Source organism: Myxococcus sp. CA051A, from assembly GCF_013336705.1.
GTDB lineage: Bacteria > Myxococcota > Myxococcia > Myxococcales > Myxococcaceae > Myxococcus > Myxococcus llanfairpwllgwyngyllgogerychwyrndrobwllllantysiliogogogochensis.
On record NZ_JABUMS010000023.1, the window covers coordinates 64524 to 85004 of the forward strand.

The following is a 20481-nucleotide window of genomic DNA, read 5'->3' on the forward strand; positions in this document are numbered from 1 at the left end:
CCATGGAACTCAAGCTCCCCCTGGTCGTCGCGCCCCTGGGCGGCCGTCTCGTCGAGGCGTGGGTCCCCGCCTTCTGGCCCAGGATTCACCGCGTGGGCCCCAGCCTGTCATCGCTGAAGGATGACCTGGCGCTCGCAGTCATGGAGCGCTTCGAGAAGGACCACCCCTCGCGGGTGGCCAGCTACCAGCTGCCACCCCACCTGTCGCTCAAGCACGTGAAGGTCGACACCGAGGCGAGAGATCGCGAGAAGGGCCTGCGCGTCGTGCTCAAGGGACGCATGGCCGTGCTGCTGGAGAAGTGGCCTCGCGATGACTTCTGGGTCGTGACGCCCACGCGGCTCGCGGAGGCCCGCTTCGCGATTCCCAACGCGGAGTCCCTGCCCCTCGCGCTCGGACGCAGGCTGGGCGCGTGGTGTCTGGAGCATGGGCTGACGAACCTGGAGGGCTTCTGGGCGCAGGGCCGCGAGCGGCTGGAGTTGCTGGAGGTGGATGCCTATGCCCCCACCATCCTCCCCCGGACGCCGCCCAAGCCACCCAAGCCACCCCGGCGCCGCCGGACTCCTGGGAAGGACTCGAAGGGGACGGCCACTCCGCCGGAGACGCCCGAGCAGCGCGAGGCGCGCCGCAACCGCCGCCGCCTCACGCTCACCGAGCTGCGGGAGGTGGCGCGCAACCTGAGCCACTCCGCCAGAGATGACGGGCTGGAGCACTGCTACGGCCGCGAGGCGCTGGTGCGCGAAGTGGTGGACGCGCTGGAGGGCCGGGAGGGCGCGGCCATCGTCCTGGTAGGACCGCCGGGCTCCGGCAAGACGGCGCTGGTGCACGAGGTGGTGCGCCGGCTCACCGCGCGCCAGGACGCCGCGGGACAGCGCCGCGACGTGTGGCGCGTGGATGGCAATCAGTTCATCGCGGGGATGATGTACGTGGGCCAGTGGGAGGCCCGCGCGCGCGGCGTGGTGAAGGAGCTGGTGGAGGTGGGTGACCTGCTCTACGTGGACGACCTGGCCTCGCTCGTCTACGCGGGGCGCACCTCCAGCGAGCGCACCAACGTCGCGCAGTTCCTGGAACCCCACATGGCGCGCGGCGAATTGACCGTGCTCGCGGAGTCCACGCCCGAGCGCTTCGAGCGGGTGCGCGAGGAGGCCCCGACGCTCGCCTCGCTGTTCCGCGTGGTGCACGTGCCCGCGTTGGAGCCCCGCACGACGTTGCCTGCCCTGCTGGGGACACTGCGAGAACTGGAGGGCTCGGGCGAAGGCGGGCCCGCGGTGCGGCTGTCCCCGCTCGCGCTGGAGACCCTGCTGGACCTCCAGCAGCGCTTCGTCGCGCACGAGGCCTTCCCGGGCAAGGCGGTGCGGCTCTTGCGCCGGGTGCTCGCGAGGCCCGGCACGGTGGACCAGAACGTGCGCCGCTTCACGGAGGAGGACGTCACCGCCGCGATGCGCGCGCAGACGGGCCTGCCGGACTTCGTGCTGGGGAGCGCGCCTCCGAAGTCCCGGGACGTGCTGGAGCGCGAGCTGGCCGCTCAGGTCGCCGGACAGCCGGAGGCCGTCGCCGCCGTGGTGGATGCCATCCTCACGCTCCAGCGCTCGCTGCAGCCGCCGGACAAGCCGCTGGCCACCTACCTCTTCGTGGGCCCCACCGGCGTGGGCAAGACGGAGACGGCCAAGGCGCTGGCGCGCACCCTCTTCGGCAGCGAGGAGCGGATGGTCCGCTTCGACATGTCGGAGTTCGTCTCCGCCTCCAGCATCACCCGGCTCTTGGGCCTGCCCGGCGCACCGGACGGCGAGCTGACGACGGCGCTGCGCACCCAGCCGTTCTGCGTGGTGCTGTTCGACGAGGTGGAGAAGGCGCACCCGCGCATCTTCGACGCGCTCCTCCAGTTCCTCGGTGAAGGCCGGCTGACGGACGGCGCGGGGCGCACCGTGGACGCGCGACAGGCGGTGGTGGTGCTCACGTCCAACCTGGGCGTGCGCGAGGCCGCCGCCCGCACGGGCTTCCACCGCGCTCCGGAAGGCGCGGAGGCGCACTACCTCTCCTCGGTGCGCGCCTTCTTCCGCCCGGAGTTCTTCAACCGCCTGGACCGCGTGGTGCCCTTCCGCTCCCTCACGCCCGCCGCGCTGCGCGTCGTCGTGGAGCACGCCCTGGAGTCGCTGCTGTCGCGGCGAGGCATCCGCCGGGGCAACGTGCTGGTGGAGGTGGAGTCCGCGCTGCTCGACCTGCTGGTGGAGCAGGCATATGACCCGCGCTACGGCGCGCGTCCCTTGAAGCGCGCGCTGGAGCGACGCCTCACCGTGCCCCTGGCCCACCACCTGGTGCGGCGCGGCGGCGAGGACCTGGCCCGCGTGGAGCTGTTCCGCCGGGGCGAGGACATGGGGCTGTCGGTGGAGCTGCTCATGAGGGAGCCCGCGTGGGCCCGTGAGCAGGACCCCACCACCTGGACGCTCCCTGGCGTGTCGCGCGTCCTGGAGGAAGTGACGACGCGACTGGAGTCGCTCCAGGCGGCGGAGGCGAGGCGCTCGGACGGAGAGGCACCGCCCGGTGGTGTCGAGGCCGTGGAGCTGGGAGAGCGGCTGGAGCGCCTGTCGGCGGAGGCCCTGGACATCCGGGAGAATGAACTGGCGGACCGCGACTTCCTGGAGACAGAGGAGCGCGTGGGCAAGCTGGAGCGCGACGGGTACCAGGACAGCTGGAGGCACAACAAGGGACGGGGCGGGCTGCGGCCTCGGCCCTCCTATGTCCCGGAGCCGATGCCGGTGTCCCCCGAGGAGCGGCTGCGTCGCTGCCGCCCCAAGGTGGTGAACCTGCGCGATGAGGTGGAGTGGCTCGCGCATCAGCTGGCGACGCGAGCGCGCGGAATGGAGGTGCACGCGTTGCTGGTGGAAGGGCTCGCGGACTCGCCGACCTCCGCGCTGGACTCCGTGGTGAAGGGGCTTCCCCAGGGCCTGGGACGCGTGGTGGTCCACGAGGAGCACGTGGAGCCGGATGGCACCATCGGCTGGGCGGCACCGGGCTCGGCGCGTCCCGCGGGGGTGCGTGTGCGGCGGCAGGTGGTGAGCATGGCGGCGTTCGGTCTGTCGGAGGTGCTCGCGACGCTGGAGGGCTATGCGCTGGTGCATCTGGGCGTGCGGCCCGCGCTGGTCCGCGTGGAGCTGCTAGCGGACGCTCCCGACTTGATGAAGGACGTGTCCCGGGCGGTGGCGACTCGCGACGCGGTGAAGCTGGCGGAGCGGGAAGCCCGTCGCGCGGGCCTTGCGCCCGAGTCGCCCCAGGGCCGAGTCGTCATGGAGGGCGAGCCCGAGAACGTCGTTCATCTGGGGAGCGGAAGAACTCCCTCCGAGTCCGTGGCCTGGGCGGCGCGAGTGCTGCGCGACCCCGCGCGAGGAGGGCACTGACATGGACAAGAACTTCCATCTGTTCGTGCGGAACTACCCCGGCGTGGGGGTGGCCGCGCACGTATTGACGCACCCGCATCTGGCCTCGTTCGCGCCGGACCTGGCGACCGCGCGACTGGATGTGGCCGAGGTTCTGGGCCGACTGCTCAAGCGGGGGGACTTGCGCGACGCGCAGACCCACTGGCCGGACCTGCGCACGAAGAAGATGAACCTCACCGTGCGCGCCGTGCAGCACGGGCGGCTGTTGCCCGTGCCACTCAAGCTCACGGTGGTGACGCGCGGTGGACGAGGGAAGGCGGAGCGCGGCGGCCGGAAGGGCGCGGCGAAGGGGGCCGTGCACGTCTGGGTTCCTCGCGTGGACGTGGAGGGCTCGCTGCAGGACCTCGGGGACCTGGAGGCCTATGTGGAGGAGTTGGTCCGCCACGAGCTCTACATGGCACCGCTGGAGCGCCTGCACTCGCTGGCCTACCTGGGCGATGAGACCGTCGAAACCATCTCCGTGACGGTGAAGTCTCGTGAGGCGACCCGCGCGCGCATCATCGAGGAGCCCCGAGGGCCGGTGCGCCGCCCTCCCCCACCTCCTGGGCTCGCCGAGGCGAGTCGTTGCCTCAACGAGGAGGCCCGTGCGGGACTGCTGGAGCGTGCCTGGGAGCGCGACACGGAGGTCGGCCTGCTGGCGGAAGCCGTCACCTCGAGAGCGCGCGCCAGCGTGCTGCTCGTGGGTCCCCCTTCCGTGGGCAAGACGTCGCTGGTGCATGAGCTGGTGCACCGGGCGGAGTCCGCGGCGGCCGGGAATGCGCTCCAGGGACTGGAGGTCTTCAGCACCTCGGGCGGTCGCATCATGGCCGGCATGCGCTATCTGGGGCAGTGGCAGAAGCGCGTGCAGCTCATGGTCAACGAGCTGCGGGTGCGGCGCGCGGTGCTCCACCTGGACAGCCTCTCCGAGCTGCTCTCCCTGGGTGGCGGTGACACGGGCCTGGACGTCGCGCGGCACCTGCTGCCGGCGCTGGAAGGGGGCGAGGTGGCGCTGGTGCTGGAGGCCACGCCGGAGGACGTCGCGCGAGCGGAGCGCACCCATGGCGCCTTCCTCCAGGCGCTGCGACACGTCGTCGTGGAGCCGCTGGCTCCCGAGAAGGCTCGGGCCGCCGTGCAGCAGGCATCCCAGCGCGTCGCGAAGGCGCGCAAGGTGCGCTTCACGCCCGCCTCGTTGGAGCGCGCGGCGGAGCTGACGGAGCGCTTCGGAGAGGGGCCGCCTCCGGGTGGCGCGGTGTCGCTGCTTCGCGCCGCGACGGCGCAGGCCGCCACGGGAACGGAAGTGGACGCGGGCGCGGTGACCTCCGCGTTCTGCACGCGCACGGGCTACCCGAGGGAGCTGGTGGACTCCTCGATTCGCCTGGACCCGGATGCGTTGCTGCGCCGCTTCCGCGAGCGCATCGTCGGCCAGGATGAGGCCACGCTGCTCTTGCGCAACCTCGTCGTCACGCTGAAGACGGGACTGGCGGACCCCTCGCGTCCCCTGGGGGCGTTCCTGCTCCTGGGACCCACGGGCGTGGGCAAGACGGAGTCGGCGCTGGCGCTGGCGGAGTACCTCTTCGGCGACATCGCCCGGCTGGCCCGCTTCGACATGGCGGAGTACGCCGCGCCCGGCAGCGCGGGACGGCTGGTGGGTGAAGTGGGAGGCCAGCAGGGAGGCCTCGCGCGGCGCGTGCGCGAGCAGCCCTTCGGCGTGGTGCTGCTGGACGAGGTGGAGAAGGCGGACGCGGGTGTGCATGACCTGCTGCTCCAGGTCCTCGGCGAGGGACGGCTGACGGACGGCACGGGGCGCACCGTCAGCTTCCGGAACACGGTGGTGCTGCTCACCAGCAACCTGGGCGCGGAGTCGGCGGCGCGCTCGCTGGGCTTTGGTGGTGACACGCCTCGGGACATGGAGGCGCACTACCTGGGCGCGGCCACGGCCTTCTTCCGGCCGGAGCTGCTCAACCGGTTGGACCAGGTGGTGCCCTACCGCGCCCTCGCGCCGGACGTCATCCGGACGCTCGCGCGACGCACCCTGGAAGCGGCGCTGGGCCGCGAGGGACTCGCGCGGCGTGGGGTGAAGGTGAGCTTTGGCGAGGACGTGGTGGACTTCCTCGCGAAGGCCGGCTTCGACGCGCGCTACGGTGCGCGTCCGCTGAAGCGCGCGGTGGAGCAGCACGCCATCGTCCCGCTGGCGCAGTGGCTCGCGACACATGCGGGCACTCCGCACCGACAGGTGACGCTGCGAGTGGGCGCCCAGGGCCAGTTGGAGCTGGAGGCCCGGGCATGACTCACGCGCCGAGCAGCCTCACGAGACTGCCCTGGCTCCAGGCCAGGATGTCCTCCACGGCGTCGCGGTAATAGACAGCGTAATTCTCCCGCGTGACGTAGCCGAGATGCGGCGTGAGCACCGTGTTGGGAAGGGACCTCAACGGGTGCTCGCGCGGCAGCGGCTCGACGGAGAAGACATCCAGCCCCGCACCGGCGATGCGCCCTTCGCGCAGGGCCGACACCAGGGACTGCTCGTCCACGAGCCCCGCGCGAGAGGTGTTGACGAGGTAGGCCGAGCGCTTCATCGCCCCCAGCTCCGTCGGGCCCACCACGCCCTGCGTCCGCTCGCCCAGCACCAGGTGCAGCGTGACGACATCCGACGAGGCGAAGAGCGTGGCCTTGTCGACGAGGCGAGCTCCAGCCGCCTCCGCGCGCTCGGCCGTCAGGCCGGGACTCCACGCCACGACCTCCATCCCGAAGGCGAGCCCCACGCGCGCCACCTGTGTCCCCAACTTGCCGAGCCCCACGACGCCCAGGCGCTTGCCGGACACCGTCTCCGTCAGCCCCGTCTGCCATCCCCCCGCACGCAGCGATGAGGCTTCGTCCGGGATGCGCTTGAGCAGCGCGAGAATCAGCGCCCACGTCAGCTCGGCGGCGGGTGCGCCCACCGCGCCCGTGCCACACACGGTGATGCACTGGCGTCGGCAGGCCTCGACGTCGATGGCCGCGTTGCGCATTCCCGTCGTCACCAGCAGGCGAAGCCGGGGGAGCCGTGTGATGAGCGACGCGGGGAACGCCGTGCGCTCACGCATCGCGACGATGACGTCGAACTCCTGGAGCGCCTCCGCAACGGCGTCCTCTCCCGCGAGGGGCTCGCGGAAGAAGCGCGGCTCGGCCCCAACAGGGAGTCGGGACCAGTCCGTCGAAGCTCGTGCGACCTCCAGATAGTCATCGAGGACCGCGACTTTCACGTGCATCCCTCCTCGCCATCACACTGCCAGGACACGACGGAGGACTCACGCGAGACCTCCTCCCATTGTCGGCGCGGAGACCGTGGCATACCGCGCCGCCACGGTTCCTAGACGGGGCCGCACGCGCATGCGACGGCTCCCTCCGTGTCGGCATGAAGACCGAGGCCTCGAACGTGGCTCGCCCCTGGGGCGCTCAGGCTCCGCCCAGCGCCCGCGCCTTGCGGCCCGCGCCCGCCTGCCCCCCTCGACGCCGCACCGCACGAGCGCTCCACCGTGACGAAGCCGCCACGTGGCACCCTCGCCCCTGTCGCGCGGGGACTCTCTGCTATCGTCGCCCGCGCCCACTTCCCACCCCGGTACAGGAACCCTCCCGTGGGAGGGGACACCCTTCATGCGCTGCGTCGATGAGACCGTCTTCATGAAGTTGCTCCTGGGTGAGCTGTCGCCCGCGGAGAGCGCCGAGGTGGATGCCCACCTCGACACGTGCGCCTCGTGTCGGACGCTCGTGGCCGAGGGACTGCGCGCGCAGTCTCCGGACCTCATCACCAGCGCGACGCCCACCGAGCCCATGCCCCTTTCCCCCCGCCGCGAGGACTCGCCGCTGGAGAAAGGCACGGCGGTGGGCCGCTACCTCGTCCTGGAGCTGCTGGGCGCGGGAGCCATGGGCGTCGTGTACGGCGCCTATGACCCGGAGCTGGACCGCCGCGTCGCCCTCAAGCTGCTGCGCACCGGCGCCCTGGGCCTCGACATGGAGAAGGAGCGCGCCCACCTGCTGCGCGAGGCGCAGGCCATGGCCCGCGTCTCCCACCCGAACGTGGTGGCCGTCTATGACGTGGGCACCTTCGGCCAGCACGTGTTCCTGGCCATGGAGCGGGTGGAGGCCCAGACGCTGGGCGAGTGGCTGAAGGCCGCGCCCCGCCCCTGGCGCGAGGTGCTGGACCTTTTCCTCGACGCGGGCCGGGGACTCGCGGCGGCGCATGCCGCGGGCGTGGTGCACGGCGACTTCAAGCCCGCCAATCTCCTCGTCGGCGGCGACGACAATGTCCACGTCACCGACTTCGGCCTCGCGCGCCTGGGCGCTCCCACCACACGCGAGAGCGCGCTGCCCGCGCGCGCGGACCCTCTGCGCGACAAGACCGTGGAGCGCTCGCTGACGGGCGGCACGCCGGCCTACATGGCCCCGGAGCAACTGCTGGGCGAGACGCGCGCGGGCGCGGCCGGGGACCAGTTCTCCTTCTGCGTGGCGCTCCACGAAGCCCTGTACGGCGCACGCCCCTTCGAAGGCGCCACCCTGGCCGAGCTGGCCTCCCAGGTGTCCTCGGGACAGGTGCGGCCTCCGCCCCACGGCACACGCGTCCCTCCGTGGCTGCGTCGCGTGTTGCTGAGAGGGCTCGCCCGTCGCGCGGAGGACCGATTCCCGAACCTGGAGGCCCTGCTCGACGCGCTCCAGAACGACCCGGCCACGAGGTGGAAGCGAGGCCTCCAGTTCGCCAGCGCGGTGGCCATCCTCGCCACCGCGGTGGGCCTCACTCACGCGGTGCACACCCGTGGAGCACGGGCCTGCGCGAGCGCGCCGCAGGAGATGACCACCATCTGGGGCCCGGAGCAGGCCGCCGCCATCCAGGCCGCGTTCACCGCCACCGGCCGGCCCTATGCCTCCGCCGCCTGGGAGCGCGTGCGCCGGGAGCTGGACGCGTACACCGCCGCCTGGACGACCACGCGCACCACCGCGTGCGAGGCCACACGCGTCCGGGGCGAGCAGCCCGAAGAGGTGATGGCGTGGCGCATGCGCTGCCTCGACAATCGGCTGGCGGATGTCTCCGCGCTCACGCGGCTGCTGTCCCAGGCGGACGCCCGAACGGTGGACGAGGCGCACCGCGCGGTGAAGGGCCTGCCCCCCCTGTCGGGCTGCTCGGAGGCGCTGGCACCCGGCGGGGCCACCCTGCCCGAGGGGCCTGAAGCACGCGAGCGCCACGAGGCGCTGCGCGCGACGCTCGCACGAGGCCGAGCGCTCCTGGCCACCGGTCGCTACGCGGAAGGCGTCACGCTGGTGGAGCCGACGGCCGTGGCGGCGAAGCGGGCGGCGAACCGTCACGACGGCGCCGAAATCTCCCTGCTGCTCGGCGAGCTGCGCGAGGGAGCTGGAGACTGGCGTGGCGCGGAGGCCGCGCTCTTCGAGGCGCTGAACGCGGCGGAGGCCACGCGTCAGGACGCCGTGGCCGCCCGCGCGTGGACGCTGCTGGTGCGCGTGTCCTGCATCGGCCTGGACGAGTACGAACTGGCCTCGCGCTGGAAGGACCGCGCCGCGGCCGCCATCGAACGGCTGGGCGGTGGAAACGAGCTGACCCGCGTCCACCTCCTCACCTACTCCGGCACCGTCCTGCGCAAGCAGCGGCGCTTCGAGGAGGCCGTGGCGTTGCAGGAGCAGGCCCTGCTGTTCGCGGAGAGCACCTTCGGACCGGACAGCCTGGAAGTGGCGGACGTGCTCCTGGAGCTGGGCTCCACGCAGTGGGTCCACCCCCGCCTCGCCGAGGCCCGGGCCCACCTGGAGCGCGCCGCCACCATCACCCGGCAGGCCCTGGGCCCCGAGCACCCGGAGGTCGCCCGGGTGCGCCTGGCCGTGGTCCCCGTGCTCAGGGACCAGGAGGAGCTGAAGCTGGCGGAGGTGGTCGCCCGCGAGGCGCTCGGCGTCTTCGAGCGGACGCTCGGCCCGGACCACCCTCGCGTCTACGACGCGCTCAACGACCTGGCCTCGACGCTCGTCGTCCAATCGCGCATGGACGAGGCCCTCCCTTTCTACGAGCGCGCCCTCACCATCGTCGCGAAGACGGACGGGCCGGAGAGCTACGGCGCCTCCGTCATCCACGCCAACCTGGGCGTCCTCTTCTTCCAGAAGGGCCACTTCGACCTCTCCCTGGAGCACTTCCTGCGGACCATCGCCCTGCGCGACAAGTCGCGCGGACTGATGGACCCGTCGCTGGTGAGCCCGCTGCGCCTCGTCGGGAAGCTCATGTCCCTCAAGGAGCGCTACGCGGACATGGTGCACTACTGTCAGCGGGCCGTGGACATCATGCTCCTGCAACCGGATGACAGCTCCGGACAGTGGACGCTCAGCCTGAGGGATTTGGGCATCGCCTTCCTCAAGCTGAAACGGCCCACGGAGGCGCTCGTGCCCCTGGAGCGGGCCGTCACCGGCTGGGACAAGGCGCGGCCGGAGGTCGGCCAGCGCACCGAGGTGAAGTTCCTGCTCGCCCAGGCCCTGTGGGAGTCCGGCAAGGACCGCCCACGGGCCCTGCGCCTCGTCGCCGAGGCGCGAATCATGGCCATGACAGACGACCCCTCGGAGAAGACGCTCCCTCTCATCGACGCGTGGCTCGCGGCGCACAAGGTCCGCTGAAGCCTGGGGCCCCGCTCAGCGCGGCGTGGGTGACACCTGACGCTCGGCGGGACGACCTCGGCTCCCCGCCTCCCACTCATCCCAGAGGTTGAAGGACTTCATCTGCTCGGTCAGGTCGGTGGCCTTCATGAGCGCCTCCACCTCCGCGCGTCCCTGCCGGGGGAGCCGCTCCTCCATGGTGGCGAAGCCCCACGCCAGCGCGCCCACCACCGCGGCATTGGCGCGCAGCGTGCGTGCGTCGCACTGCTCGAACTCGTCCGAGCGCGCATGGTAGTTCGGCCCATACGTGGCGGACTCCTGGTTGGCGATGAGGTTGGCCACGCCGCTCAGCATGAAGTCCAGGTTGTCGGTGCCCACCACCGGCACATCCACCTGCGTGAAGGGCCCCAGGCCCGCCACCGGGAGGAGCGCCTTGTCCACCAGCGGAACCAGCGGAGGGCGGCCATTGGTGAAGAAGCCGTTGATGCGGCCACAGCCGATGTCCACCGACAACGCCATGGCATGTCCATCCAGCTCCGCCGCGTGCGAGCGCACGTACCCGGCCGAGCCGTGCATGCCCTGCTCCTCGCCGTTCCACAGGGCGAAGCGGATGGTGCGCGCGGGCTTCAGTCCCAGCCGCCGCAGCTGCCGCGCCAGGTCGATGAGCATCGCCACGTTGGCGCCGTTGTCGAGCGCGCCTCCGCCCAGGTCCCAGCTGTCCAGGTGCGCGCCCAGCACGACGACCTCCTCCGGTCGCGTGGCGCCTCGAATCTCACCGATGACGTTGTGCGCCTCGTAGGGTCCGCCCGTCTTCAGCTCCAGCGCGGCCTTCATCGTGAGCGCGATGCCGGCCCGCAGCAGCCGCTGCGCGCGCCGGGCTCCATCGCGCTCCATCACCATCATCGGCCGGGTGTTCTTCGCGCCCGTCGACACGTTGTGCCGGTAGAGCTGATTGCCCGGACGGCTGCCCATGTAGACGACGCCCGCCGCGCCGGCGCCCACCGCGCGCGCCTCGATTCCCACCGCCTCCTCGTACTCGCGGAAGAGGCCCTCCACGTCCCGCAGCTCCTCCGTCTCCACCAGCACGAACGCACCCTTCACCTTCGTCCCCACGCGCGTGAAGTCCGCCTCCGCGCCGCGTCCGACGTCCAGCAGCGGCGCGGCGAGGCCTCCCTTCGGCGTCGCCGTGGAGAAGGGCATCGCGGCCACCCGGGGCGCGAAGCGCACGCCCTGGCCCTGCACCGTCGCGCTCGCCGACTGCTCCAACCACAGCGCCGGCATGCGGAAGGGCTCACTCGTCGCGGGGACGCCCGCCGCGCGGAAGCGCTCCAGCGCCCACGCCACCGAGCGCCGGTTGGACTCCGAGCCCGTGGCCCGCCCACCCACCTCGTCCACCAGCGAGCGCAGGTCCTCCACCATCGGCGTCGGGCCCAACAGGGCCCCCGTCAGCAACATCACCTCGCGCTCCCGCCCCCCGGGCGCGGCGGCCTCCTGGGCCTCCCCTCGCACGGATGAAACGAGGACCAGCGACAGCAACGCGGCGCTCCAGCGCCAGGACATGCGGGATGGGAACATGGCGCCAGCATTCCCAGCCTCATGGGTTTCATTCAAGGCGCGAGGTGCCAAGGTCTTCTCGGCACATCGGACTACAAGCGCGAATGAAGTTTCAATTCGGTTGCTTGAGTTTCAGGTTGAGGAATGGCAGACGGGCCCGAACACCCAGGGCGGTCGCCGGAGAGCGAAACCCGCGCCTCCGTCCTCACTGACACGGGGCCGAGACGATGCGTGGAAACCTGAAGCAAGCCTGGCTGTGGATGTTGCCGGTGGCCTTCCTGGGCGCCTGTGGTGGTGCGCCCGAGGCCGCGCTGGAAGACGGGACGCTGGAGGAAGGCACGCAGGCGCTCATCTCCGCGCCGACGCTTCCCGCCAGCGGCAACATCGCGGACAGCACCACCCTCAAGGGTCCCCTGGCCATCGGCGGCGCGGTGGCGGGCTACCCGAGCACCTTGCCGGGGTACTTCGGCTACACGCTCCAGGCGAACGCGGGCGCGCAGCTCGCGTTGGAGGTGACGCACCTGGGCAGCTCCATGTACCTGGACACCGGCCTGTTCCTCTATGGCCCCAAGGACGCGAGCGGCAGCTACGGCGCCACGCTGCACGCGCAGGATGACGACTCCGGCTACGGCACGTTGAGCAAGGTGGGGCTGGTGACGGTGCCGAAGACGGGCGAGTACCTGGTGGTGGTGGGCTTCGTGAACGGAGTGGACAAGCAGTTCCGCCTCCAGGCGGCGTGTGTGGGCGGCACGTGCCTGCCCAACCCGCAGCCGGCGCCCGCGGGGGCCGTGCTCACGTACGTGGAAAATCCGCTCACCGAGCGCCTCCAGTACACGCTCGACACCGCCAATCAGGTGCGCGAGGACGCGACGTCGTACCTGCGTCGGCTCGACTACCAGTGGCCGTACTCGGGCGAGGCCACGCTCACGCAGGCCGCCGCGGCCGTGCTCGCCCAGGGTCGCTACATCGGCTACCGCAGCGACCCGGCGCCGCTCGTGCTGAGCCTGCCGGAGCTGAACGACGCCATGTACTCGCAGTTCCGGCCGCTGCTGCCCGTCATGCTGGAGACGTACGGCAACGGCGTGGAGACGGTGCAGGTGAAGCGCTACTACCGCACGTTCTCCACGGGCCCCAACGGGGACAACTGGCGCAGCCTCTACGTCATCCTCTTCCCCCAGTCGTACAAGGTCCTCGTGTACGAGCAGACGGCCCACGAAATCTGAGGGCCCGGGCTGGCGGCCCGTCGAGCGCCAGCCCTCCGCCTCCCGCGCGTCTCCGGGCGGCGGCCAGCTCGCTTCCTCGGGAGCTCGTGGCTCCCCCGAGCCGCCGTGGATGCACAGCTTCCGGTGGAGGTGTCGTGCTCCCGGAACAGCGAGCAGGCACCGTCACCCTGCCAGCTCGTCCAGGGTGAAACGGCCGGGGGCACCGTGCGGGGACCAGGCGCCAGCGAGACGGAGAAGGAGAGCATCGAGGGCGTTTCCCCGGAGCAGTCGCGCTTCTTCCTCGAGACGATGGTCGCCGGCGCCCCCGTGGGCCTGGCCTTCGTGGACCTGGAGCTGCGCTTCATCCACATCAACGACGCGCTGGCGGAGATGAACGGCCTGCCACGCGAGGCCCATCTGGGCCGCAAGGTTCGCGACGTCGTCCCCGACCTGTGGCCCACCATCGAGCCACACTACCGGCAGGTCATCGAGCACGGGCTGGCGGTGCGAAATCTGGAGATTGTCGGGAGCACGGCCAAGGAGGCCGGAGTCCCCCGCAACTTCGTCATCAACTACTTCCCGGTGCGGGACGCGGGCGGCGCGCTGCAAGGCGTGGGCATCACCGTGGTGGAGACGACCGAGCAGAAACGGGCGAATCAGGCCATCCGGATGAACGAGCAACGCTATCGCTCGCTCGTGGAGGCCACCGCGCAGACGGTCTGGACCACCGATGGCCGGGGCGCGCTGAACGAGCCCGCGCCCCGTTGGATGGCCTTCACCGGCCAGGCCCTGGGCGCGCACCTGGGACTCGGCTGGCTCGACGCCATCCACCCCGGGGACCGTGGCCGCTTCATGAAGGAGTGGGTCCGCGCGCTGGAGACCCGGGAGCCCTACCGGGGTGAGCTGCGGCTGCAGTTCCACGACGGCACCTGGCGCGACGTCATCGTCCGGGGCGTGCCGGTGTTCGATGAGGACGGCCTGGTGCGCGAGTGGATGTCCACCGCGGAGGACGTCAGCGAGCGAAAGCAGGCGGAGCAGGAGCTGCGCCAGACGACCCTGGCGCTCGCGGCGAGCGACGAGCGCTACCGGACCTTCGTCGCCCAGAGCACGGAGGGCATCTGGCGCCTGGAGATGGAGCCGCCGCTCGACACGCGCATGACGGAGGACGCGCTCGTCGAGGCCATGGCCAGCACGGGGCGCATCGCGGAGACCAACGAGGTCATGGCGCGCATGAGCGGCTTCGAATCGGCTCGCGCCATGGTGGGCTGCACCCTGCGTCAGCTCGTCACCCGCGTCGGGGACACCCAGGGCGCCTCCATCCGCGGCTTCGTCCGCGGCGGATTCCGCGTGCAGGACATGGAGACGCGGCTGCCGGACCGGGACGGCGTCATGCGGGTGCGCCTGGCCAATCTCTTCGGCGTCGTCGTGGACGGATGGCTCGTGCGGGTGTGGGGGACGCAGCGGGACATGACGGAGCAGGCCCTGGCGAAGGAGGCGCTGGAGCAGAGCCGGGAGCAGGCGAGGCAACGGGAGCACCAGCTGCGCACCATCACCGACGCGCTCCCCGCCCTGGTGAGCTACCTGGACCAGGACGAGCGCTACCTCTTCTGCAACCGCGCCTTCGAGACCTGGTTCGGCCTGCGCCCCAGCGACGTGGTGGGACGGACGATTCGAGAGGTGGGTGGAGAGACGCTCTATCCCCTCTTCAAGGACTGGGTGCGCAAGGCCCTGGCGGGCGAGCATGTCACGTACGAGACGGCGCTCGCGCTGCGCGATGGCCGGACGCTCCATGTCCAGTCGACGTATGTACCGAGCGCGGACGCCCAGGGCCGCATCCAGGGCTGTGTCGTCCTGGTCAACGACATCACCGACCGCAAGCGCACGGAGGCCGAGGTGGAGAGCCAGCGCGCGCGGCTCTACGACATCCTGATGAGCGCGCCTGCCTCCATCGCCATCATCTCCGGACACGAGCAGCTCTTCACCCTCGTCAATCCCATCTTCAAGGGGATGTCGAATGACGCGGAGCTGGTGGGGCAGTCGCTGCGTGAGCTCGCGGAGAGGAACGAGAAGGGCCGGGAGTATTCCCAGACGCTGGCGAAGGTCTACGAGACAGGCCAGCAGGTGAAGACCACCGAGATGCCGCTGCTGCTGAACCTCCACGGCAAGGGCCTGGAGCAGCGCTACTTCAACATCACCTATCAGCCCCTGCGGGACGCGCGCGGGCAGGTGGACTCGGTGATGTCCTTCGCGCTGGATGTGACGGAGCAGGTCCGTGCCCGGCATCAGGCCGAGGAGCTGGCCGCGCACCTGGGCAGTCAGCAGAAGTGGATGGAGTCGGTGCTGGACCTCAGCCCCATCGCCCTGCTGTTGATGGAGCCTCACACCGGCAAGGTGCTCTTCGCCAATCAATCGGCCCGCAACCTCACCGGAGGCCAGTTCCCGTTGGGTGTCCCCGTGCAGCGCTACGACACCGTCTACCGCGTCCTCGACCCCCAGGGCGGGGTCATCCCCAATGAACAGACTCCGGGTGCGCGGGCAGCGCGGGGGGAGACCCTGAGACGGACACCGCTGACGTGGCAGCTCGGCCCGGGGATTCCGCGGGAGTTCCTGGTGGATTCAGAGCAGTTGCCCTCCATGTACGGGCATCCGGCGACGATTGTCCTGGCGCTCCAGGACGTGACGCAGCTGAAGGATATCGAGGTGCGGCTCCAAGAAGCGGTGCGGCTGCGCGACGAGTTCCTCACCGTGGCCTCCCACGAGCTCAAGACGCCGCTCACGCCGCTTCAAATCAAGCTCCAGGGGCTCGCGCGCGAGGCCGCGACGTCCACGTCCGAGGAGCACCTGCGTGAGAGCGTGCTGCGGGCCTCGGAGAGCACCTCGCTCCAGGTGCGCAAGCTCGCCGCGCTCATCAACGACTTGCTGGACGTCACCCAGCTCACGGGCGCGCCGCTGCCCCTGGAGCTGGGCCGGGTGGACCTGTCGGCCGTCGCTCGAGAAGTGGCGGAGCAGCTTCGGGCGCAGGCGGCACAGGCGGACTGCGCGCTCGACGTCCAGGCGCCCGTGCCGGTGATGGGCCGGTGGGACGCGCGCAGGCTGGAGCAGGTGGTGCGGGGGCTCGTGTCCAATGCCATCAAGTATGGGTCCGGCAGGCCCGTGCGAATCCGGGTGGAGGAGCGCGAGGGACGCGGGCGACTCACCGTGCGGGACGAGGGCATCGGCATCGCCCCCGAGGACCTGAGCCGCATCTTCGAGAAATTCGGACGCGCCGTGTCGGCGCGAAACTATGGCGGGCTGGGGCTGGGGCTCTTCATCAGTCGTCGCATCGTCGAGGCCCACCAGGGCACCATCCGCGCGGAGAGCCAGCGCGGGCATGGCGCCACGTTCGTCGTCGAATTGCCGCTCACGGGGCCGGAGCCGTCCTCGCCGCCGTCCATTCACTGACGGGCGGCGGGAGCGGGAGTCGAGCACGCGGCTGCACATCGTGCATCGCCCGGCGCACAGAATGGCCCTCGTGGCTTCGCTCTTCACCCGCGACACGTGGCAGCACGGCGCTTGCACTCAAGCCACGGCGGCCGGCACGGCGCCTCCGCGTTGCTCCATGACGAGCGACCCGGGGCCCGTGAGTTCGACACCGAAGGTCATCCTCGAGAACCCAGCATGAGTGGAACCGTGACGATGCGTGGAGGGCTGTGCGCAGTGATGTTCGCGATGGCGGGGTGTGGTGAGGGAATGGAAGGACCCCCGGGGCCCCAGGGAGAGCCTGGCCCCTCCGGAGAACAGGGTGTCCCTGGGGAGACCCAGACGTGTGATGGTTTGTATTTCGTGGATGCGAAGGGAACCGTGGCCTTCCCTGTCTGCGCGCCGTACCTCGTCGATTCGCAAGGGTTTACCTGGAGGTTCGACTTCGAATCGGGCCAGCCCACGCACGAGGCCTCCCTCCCATGGCACTCCACGCCCCTCTCTGACCTGGCGGCCCTGGTCCATTTCGAGACGGCGGATTGCACGGGAACGGCGTTCATGACGTTCCCCATCTTCCCGCGCATGCCGTTCCCCGTGCTGGGCAAGTACCGGGTGCGCTCGGATGACTCGACGTGGTCCACGCACTCGTTCCGCTCCGCATGGCGAGACGATGGCTCCTGCGATGGGTTCCAGGGGCGCCCCCCGGTCCGGGAATGGGAAGGCTTCCCGCTCGAAACCGAGCGGGAGTTGACCCCGCCCGCGTCCTTCCAGGGTCCCCTGCACATCGAACGACGTCCCTAGCGACGACGACTCACCAGCCCGGCGGCGCCAGCGCGCCCGGAGGAAGAGGAGAGAGAAAAGCGCTCTGGTCCAGGTCGAGCTGACTGCCCGAGTGGCCGTAGTACTGGTCTCGACCCGAATCGAGCACCACCGCTCCGGAGTAGATGTCCCAACCGGGGTCCGACGTCCCGGGCCTCGCGGCGTACATCAAGTCTCTCGCCGAATCGAAGACATGGCCCGAGGCGTGTTGATTGGGCGCGGCTGCGGGGACGATGCCCAGCCCGTGCAGCGTCTCATGCAGCATGGCGAACTCGATGTACCCCGGCAGCGTGCTCGACCCACCGATGGGATTCGAGGCGCAAGGCACCGGGCCGCTCGGCAATCCCTTGAGGTAGAGGGCGGTGACCCTGCCCATCAGCGTCGGAGGCCACGGGGCGCCACCACAAGACCACTCACTGGTGCCGTCATAGTAGACCGCGTACAGCTTCCGCGTGTCGCTGAGCAAGCCCATCGCGGCCAACTCGAGTTCGATGCGATCACGGACATAGGCATAACCCGTGTTCACATTGCCAGTGTTCGCCGTGCCCTTCATCACCGCGTCCGTCTTCGACAGACGGACGAACTGGATGTCCAACACGGAGCCCGAGACGTCGTAGCGGAGCGCCGCTCCGTTCGTCGTCTGGGAGGTGAACCACGAATACTGAGCCTGGACGGACCGGCAGAGAGCCCCGCTCGTGTCGAGCGCGCGGTCCACCCCATCCGAGGGCACCACATAGAGGATCTTCACCTTGTAGTCCGTGGTGCCATCCGCGCGGTCACCGGTGGCGCGCACGGAGGGACACGAGAACGGCGCGGGTGCCAGCGTGGGGTCGACGAAGGTGGACTCGGCGGCCTCCGCGTGAGGCCAGCCCAGTCCACCCAGGGCGACAATCGCCATCCCCGTCCCCAATATGGACAGCGTCAGCCTGCTTGTCTTCTTCATGGTCCCATGGCTCCCGTCATGCAATGCGAGACAGACTTCAAAGCGGGAACATCACTTCGAGGCACATCCAACCGCAGGCACCAGGAAGGCGCTCAGCTCGGATAGCATTGCCACTGACAGGACGCCATTCCCCCCGGCAAATCCACACATTGACGCGGCCAGCCGCCGCCCATCCCCACACAGCACGGCCAGCGCCACCCCAATTCTACACAGGCACCGTCCGGATGATGGGCAGCTCACGGACACGAGTCCCCGTGAGCGCGAAGATGGCATTGACGATGGCGGGGGCCACGGGCGGCACGCCGGGCTCCCCCACTCCACCGGGCGCCGCTTCGCTGCGCACGATGTCGACGTGGATGGCCCGAGGCGCATCGACGATGCGCACCAGCCGGTAGTCCCGGAAGTTCGACTGCTCCGTCGCTCCGTCCTTCATGGTGATGGAGCCATACATCGCCAGACTCATCCCGAAGATGATCGAGCCCTCCATCTGCGAGCGGACCCGGTCCGGATTGACGACGAGCCCCGCGTCCACCACCACCCAGGCCTCGTCCACCCGCGCCTTGCCCACCGCGTCCTTCTTCACCGACACCACCACGCCCACATAGCTCAGGAAGCTGCGGTGCGCGGCGAGCCCCAGCGTGCGCCCGTTCTTCTCGCGCTCGCTCCAGCCCGACAGCTCCGTGACGCGCTCGATGACCCCTCGCAGACGCCCCGCGTCGACCGGATGGTTCTCCACCGGCGCGCCGTAGTTCGGCAGCGCCGTGACGCCCAGCTCCGCCACCGACACGTGACGCGCGGGCCCAATCACCTCCAGCAGGTTGTCACGTGGGTCCACGCCTCGCGCATGCGCCAGCTCGTCCATGAACGAGCCCACCGCGAACCCGTGGAAGATGTTGTTCACGGACCGCAGCCAGCCAATGCGCACCTTCGCCAGCGCCTCGCCCATCTCCGCCCGGACATTGGGAATGTCGAGCGCCAGGTCCAACACACCCTGGTTCAAGTCCCTGGCCACCGGCCCCGTCACGTCCTCGGAGAACGTCGAGCGGATGGCCGGAAAGGCCGTGCGATGCAGCCACGCCGTCGGCTTGCCCTTCGCATCCAATCCCGCGCTCAACCGCTGCGCACTGGCCGAATGGTAGTAGTCGTGACGGATGTCGTCCTCGCGCGTCCACTGCACGCGCACCGGCACCCCGGCCGCCTTCGCGAGGAACACCGCCTCCGCGACGAAGTCCGCCTTCGACTTGCGTCCGAAGCCACCACCGAGGAGCGTGACGTTCACCGTCACCTTGTCCTCCGGCAGCCCCGCCATCTTCGCCGCCTCGGAGCGCGCCGCCTGCGGGTGCTGCGTGGGCGCCCACACCTCGCACACGCCCCCTTCCACACGAGCTAGGGCTACCGGCGGCTCCATGGGCGCATGGGACAGGTGAGGCGCGTAGTACTCGGCCTCCACCACACGCGCCGCACTGGCCAGCGCCTTGTCCACGTCGCCCACGGACCGGGCCGGCTTGCCCGGCGCTCGGACCGACTCCAGCAGCGCCTCGCGGTACTTCTCCGAGTCGTAGGAAACGTTGGGACCGTTCTCCCACGTGATGTCCAGCGCCTCGCGACCGCGCATCGCCGCCCAGGTGTTCTCCGCCAGCACCGCCACGCCGCCCCAGCCCTGGAACAGATAGGGCCGCTGAGGCGTAGGCAGCTCCAGCACCTGCTTCACCCCGGGAATCGCGAGCGCCCGCGTCGCGTCGAAGCGGGTCACCTTTCCGCCCACCACGGGCGGACGGGCCACCACCGCGATGAGCATCCCCGGCAACTTCACGTCCGCGCCGTACACGGCCTTGCCCGTGACGTACGCGGGCCCGTCGAGCAGCGGCAGCTCCGTGCCCACCCGGCGCAGCTCCGAGAGCGGCCGGAGCTGGACGGCCTCCGGCTTGGGAACGGGCAGCTTCACCGCGTCCGCCACCAGCTCACCAAAGCCCAGTGAGCGTTCCGACCCCCGGAGGTACACGGCGTGGTCACGCGCCTCGCACTGCTCCGGCTTCACCTTCCAACGCTTCGCCGCCGCGGCCACCAGCATGGTGCGCGCCGTGGCGCCCGTGCGGCGCAGCGCCTGGAAGACGCCTCGGATGCTGCTGGAGCCGTCGGTGTTCTGGTCCCCGTAGACGGCGTCTCCCACCGCCTGGACGACCTTCACCCGGGCCATGTCCGCGCCCAGCTCGTCCGCGATGACCACCGGCATCGAGCTGCGGATGCCCTGCCCCATCTCCGAGCGGTGACAGACGATGGTGACAAGGCCATCCGCCGCGATGTGCACGAAGACGTTGGGCCGCAATTCCGGCGCCGACTTCGCGCCCACGCCCGGAGCCGCCGCCTCGGCCGACACCGTGGGCACCAGGCCCAGGGCCAGCCCGCCGACGGAGAGGTTGAGTCCTTCGAGAAAGGAACGCCGGGTGAACACCACGGGCTGCTGGCTCATCGCATCCTC

10 protein-coding genes are annotated in these 20481 nt (G+C 70.6%); 6 read left to right on the forward strand and 4 right to left on the reverse strand.

Features of this window, described 5'->3' with window-relative positions; all coding sequences use genetic code 11:
• The first annotated feature begins 2 nt into the window (after window positions 1-2).
• Window positions 3-3392: an AAA family ATPase gene (locus HUA74_RS40125; RefSeq protein WP_174458818.1), complete on the forward strand. Its 3390-nt coding sequence runs from the start codon at window positions 3-5 to the stop codon at window positions 3390-3392.
• A gap of 1 nt (window position 3393) precedes the next feature.
• A complete protein-coding gene (locus HUA74_RS40130) occupies window positions 3394-5697 on the forward strand; it encodes an AAA family ATPase (RefSeq protein WP_174458819.1) in 2304 nt (767 codons plus the stop codon).
• A gap of 1 nt (window position 5698) precedes the next feature.
• Here HUA74_RS40130 and HUA74_RS40135 read toward each other — a convergent pair whose 3' ends face one another.
• On the reverse strand, window positions 5699-6649 hold the full coding sequence (locus tag HUA74_RS40135; RefSeq protein ID WP_174458820.1) for a D-2-hydroxyacid dehydrogenase family protein: 951 nt from the start codon (window positions 6647-6649) through the stop codon (window positions 5699-5701).
• A 391-nt stretch (window positions 6650-7040) separates the two neighbouring features.
• On the opposite strand from HUA74_RS40135, the gene HUA74_RS40140 reads away from it, so the two are divergent.
• Window positions 7041-10046 carry a tetratricopeptide repeat protein gene (locus HUA74_RS40140; protein WP_174458821.1) on the forward strand — a complete coding sequence of 1002 codons (3006 nt, stop codon included), beginning with the start codon at window positions 7041-7043 and terminating at the stop codon, window positions 10044-10046.
• 15 nt (window positions 10047-10061) lie between these two features.
• On the opposite strand, the gene HUA74_RS40145 is transcribed toward HUA74_RS40140, so the two are convergent.
• Window positions 10062-11600: a M28 family peptidase gene (locus tag HUA74_RS40145; RefSeq protein WP_254625473.1), complete on the reverse strand. Its 1539-nt coding sequence runs from the start codon at window positions 11598-11600 to the stop codon at window positions 10062-10064.
• Between the two features lie 206 nt (window positions 11601-11806).
• Between HUA74_RS40145 and HUA74_RS40150 the strand changes: the two genes are divergently transcribed.
• The 3 genes from HUA74_RS40150 to HUA74_RS40160 all read left to right on the forward strand — a co-directional run bounded on the left by HUA74_RS40150 (window position 11807) and on the right by HUA74_RS40160 (window position 17041).
• Window positions 11807-12802 (forward strand): hypothetical protein, encoded by a 996-nt coding sequence (locus HUA74_RS40150; protein WP_174458822.1) that lies wholly within the window; start codon window positions 11807-11809, stop codon window positions 12800-12802.
• Between the two features lie 105 nt (window positions 12803-12907).
• Window positions 12908-16222, forward strand: a complete 3315-nt coding sequence (locus HUA74_RS40155; RefSeq protein WP_174458823.1) for a PAS domain-containing protein — start codon at window positions 12908-12910, stop codon at window positions 16220-16222.
• A gap of 288 nt (window positions 16223-16510) precedes the next feature.
• Window positions 16511-17041, forward strand: coding sequence for a hypothetical protein (locus tag HUA74_RS40160; protein WP_174458824.1), 531 nt, complete (start codon window positions 16511-16513; stop codon window positions 17039-17041).
• Window positions 17042-17051: 10 nt separating this feature from the next.
• Here the strand turns inward: HUA74_RS40160 and HUA74_RS40165 are convergent, their stop codons facing one another.
• On the reverse strand, window positions 17052-18002 hold the full coding sequence (locus HUA74_RS40165) for a hypothetical protein (RefSeq protein ID WP_174458825.1): 951 nt from the start codon (window positions 18000-18002) through the stop codon (window positions 17052-17054).
• Between the two features lie 205 nt (window positions 18003-18207).
• A complete protein-coding gene (locus tag HUA74_RS40170) occupies window positions 18208-20472 on the reverse strand; it encodes a molybdopterin cofactor-binding domain-containing protein (protein WP_174458826.1) in 2265 nt (754 codons plus the stop codon).
• Window positions 20473-20481: the final 9 nt, after the last annotated feature.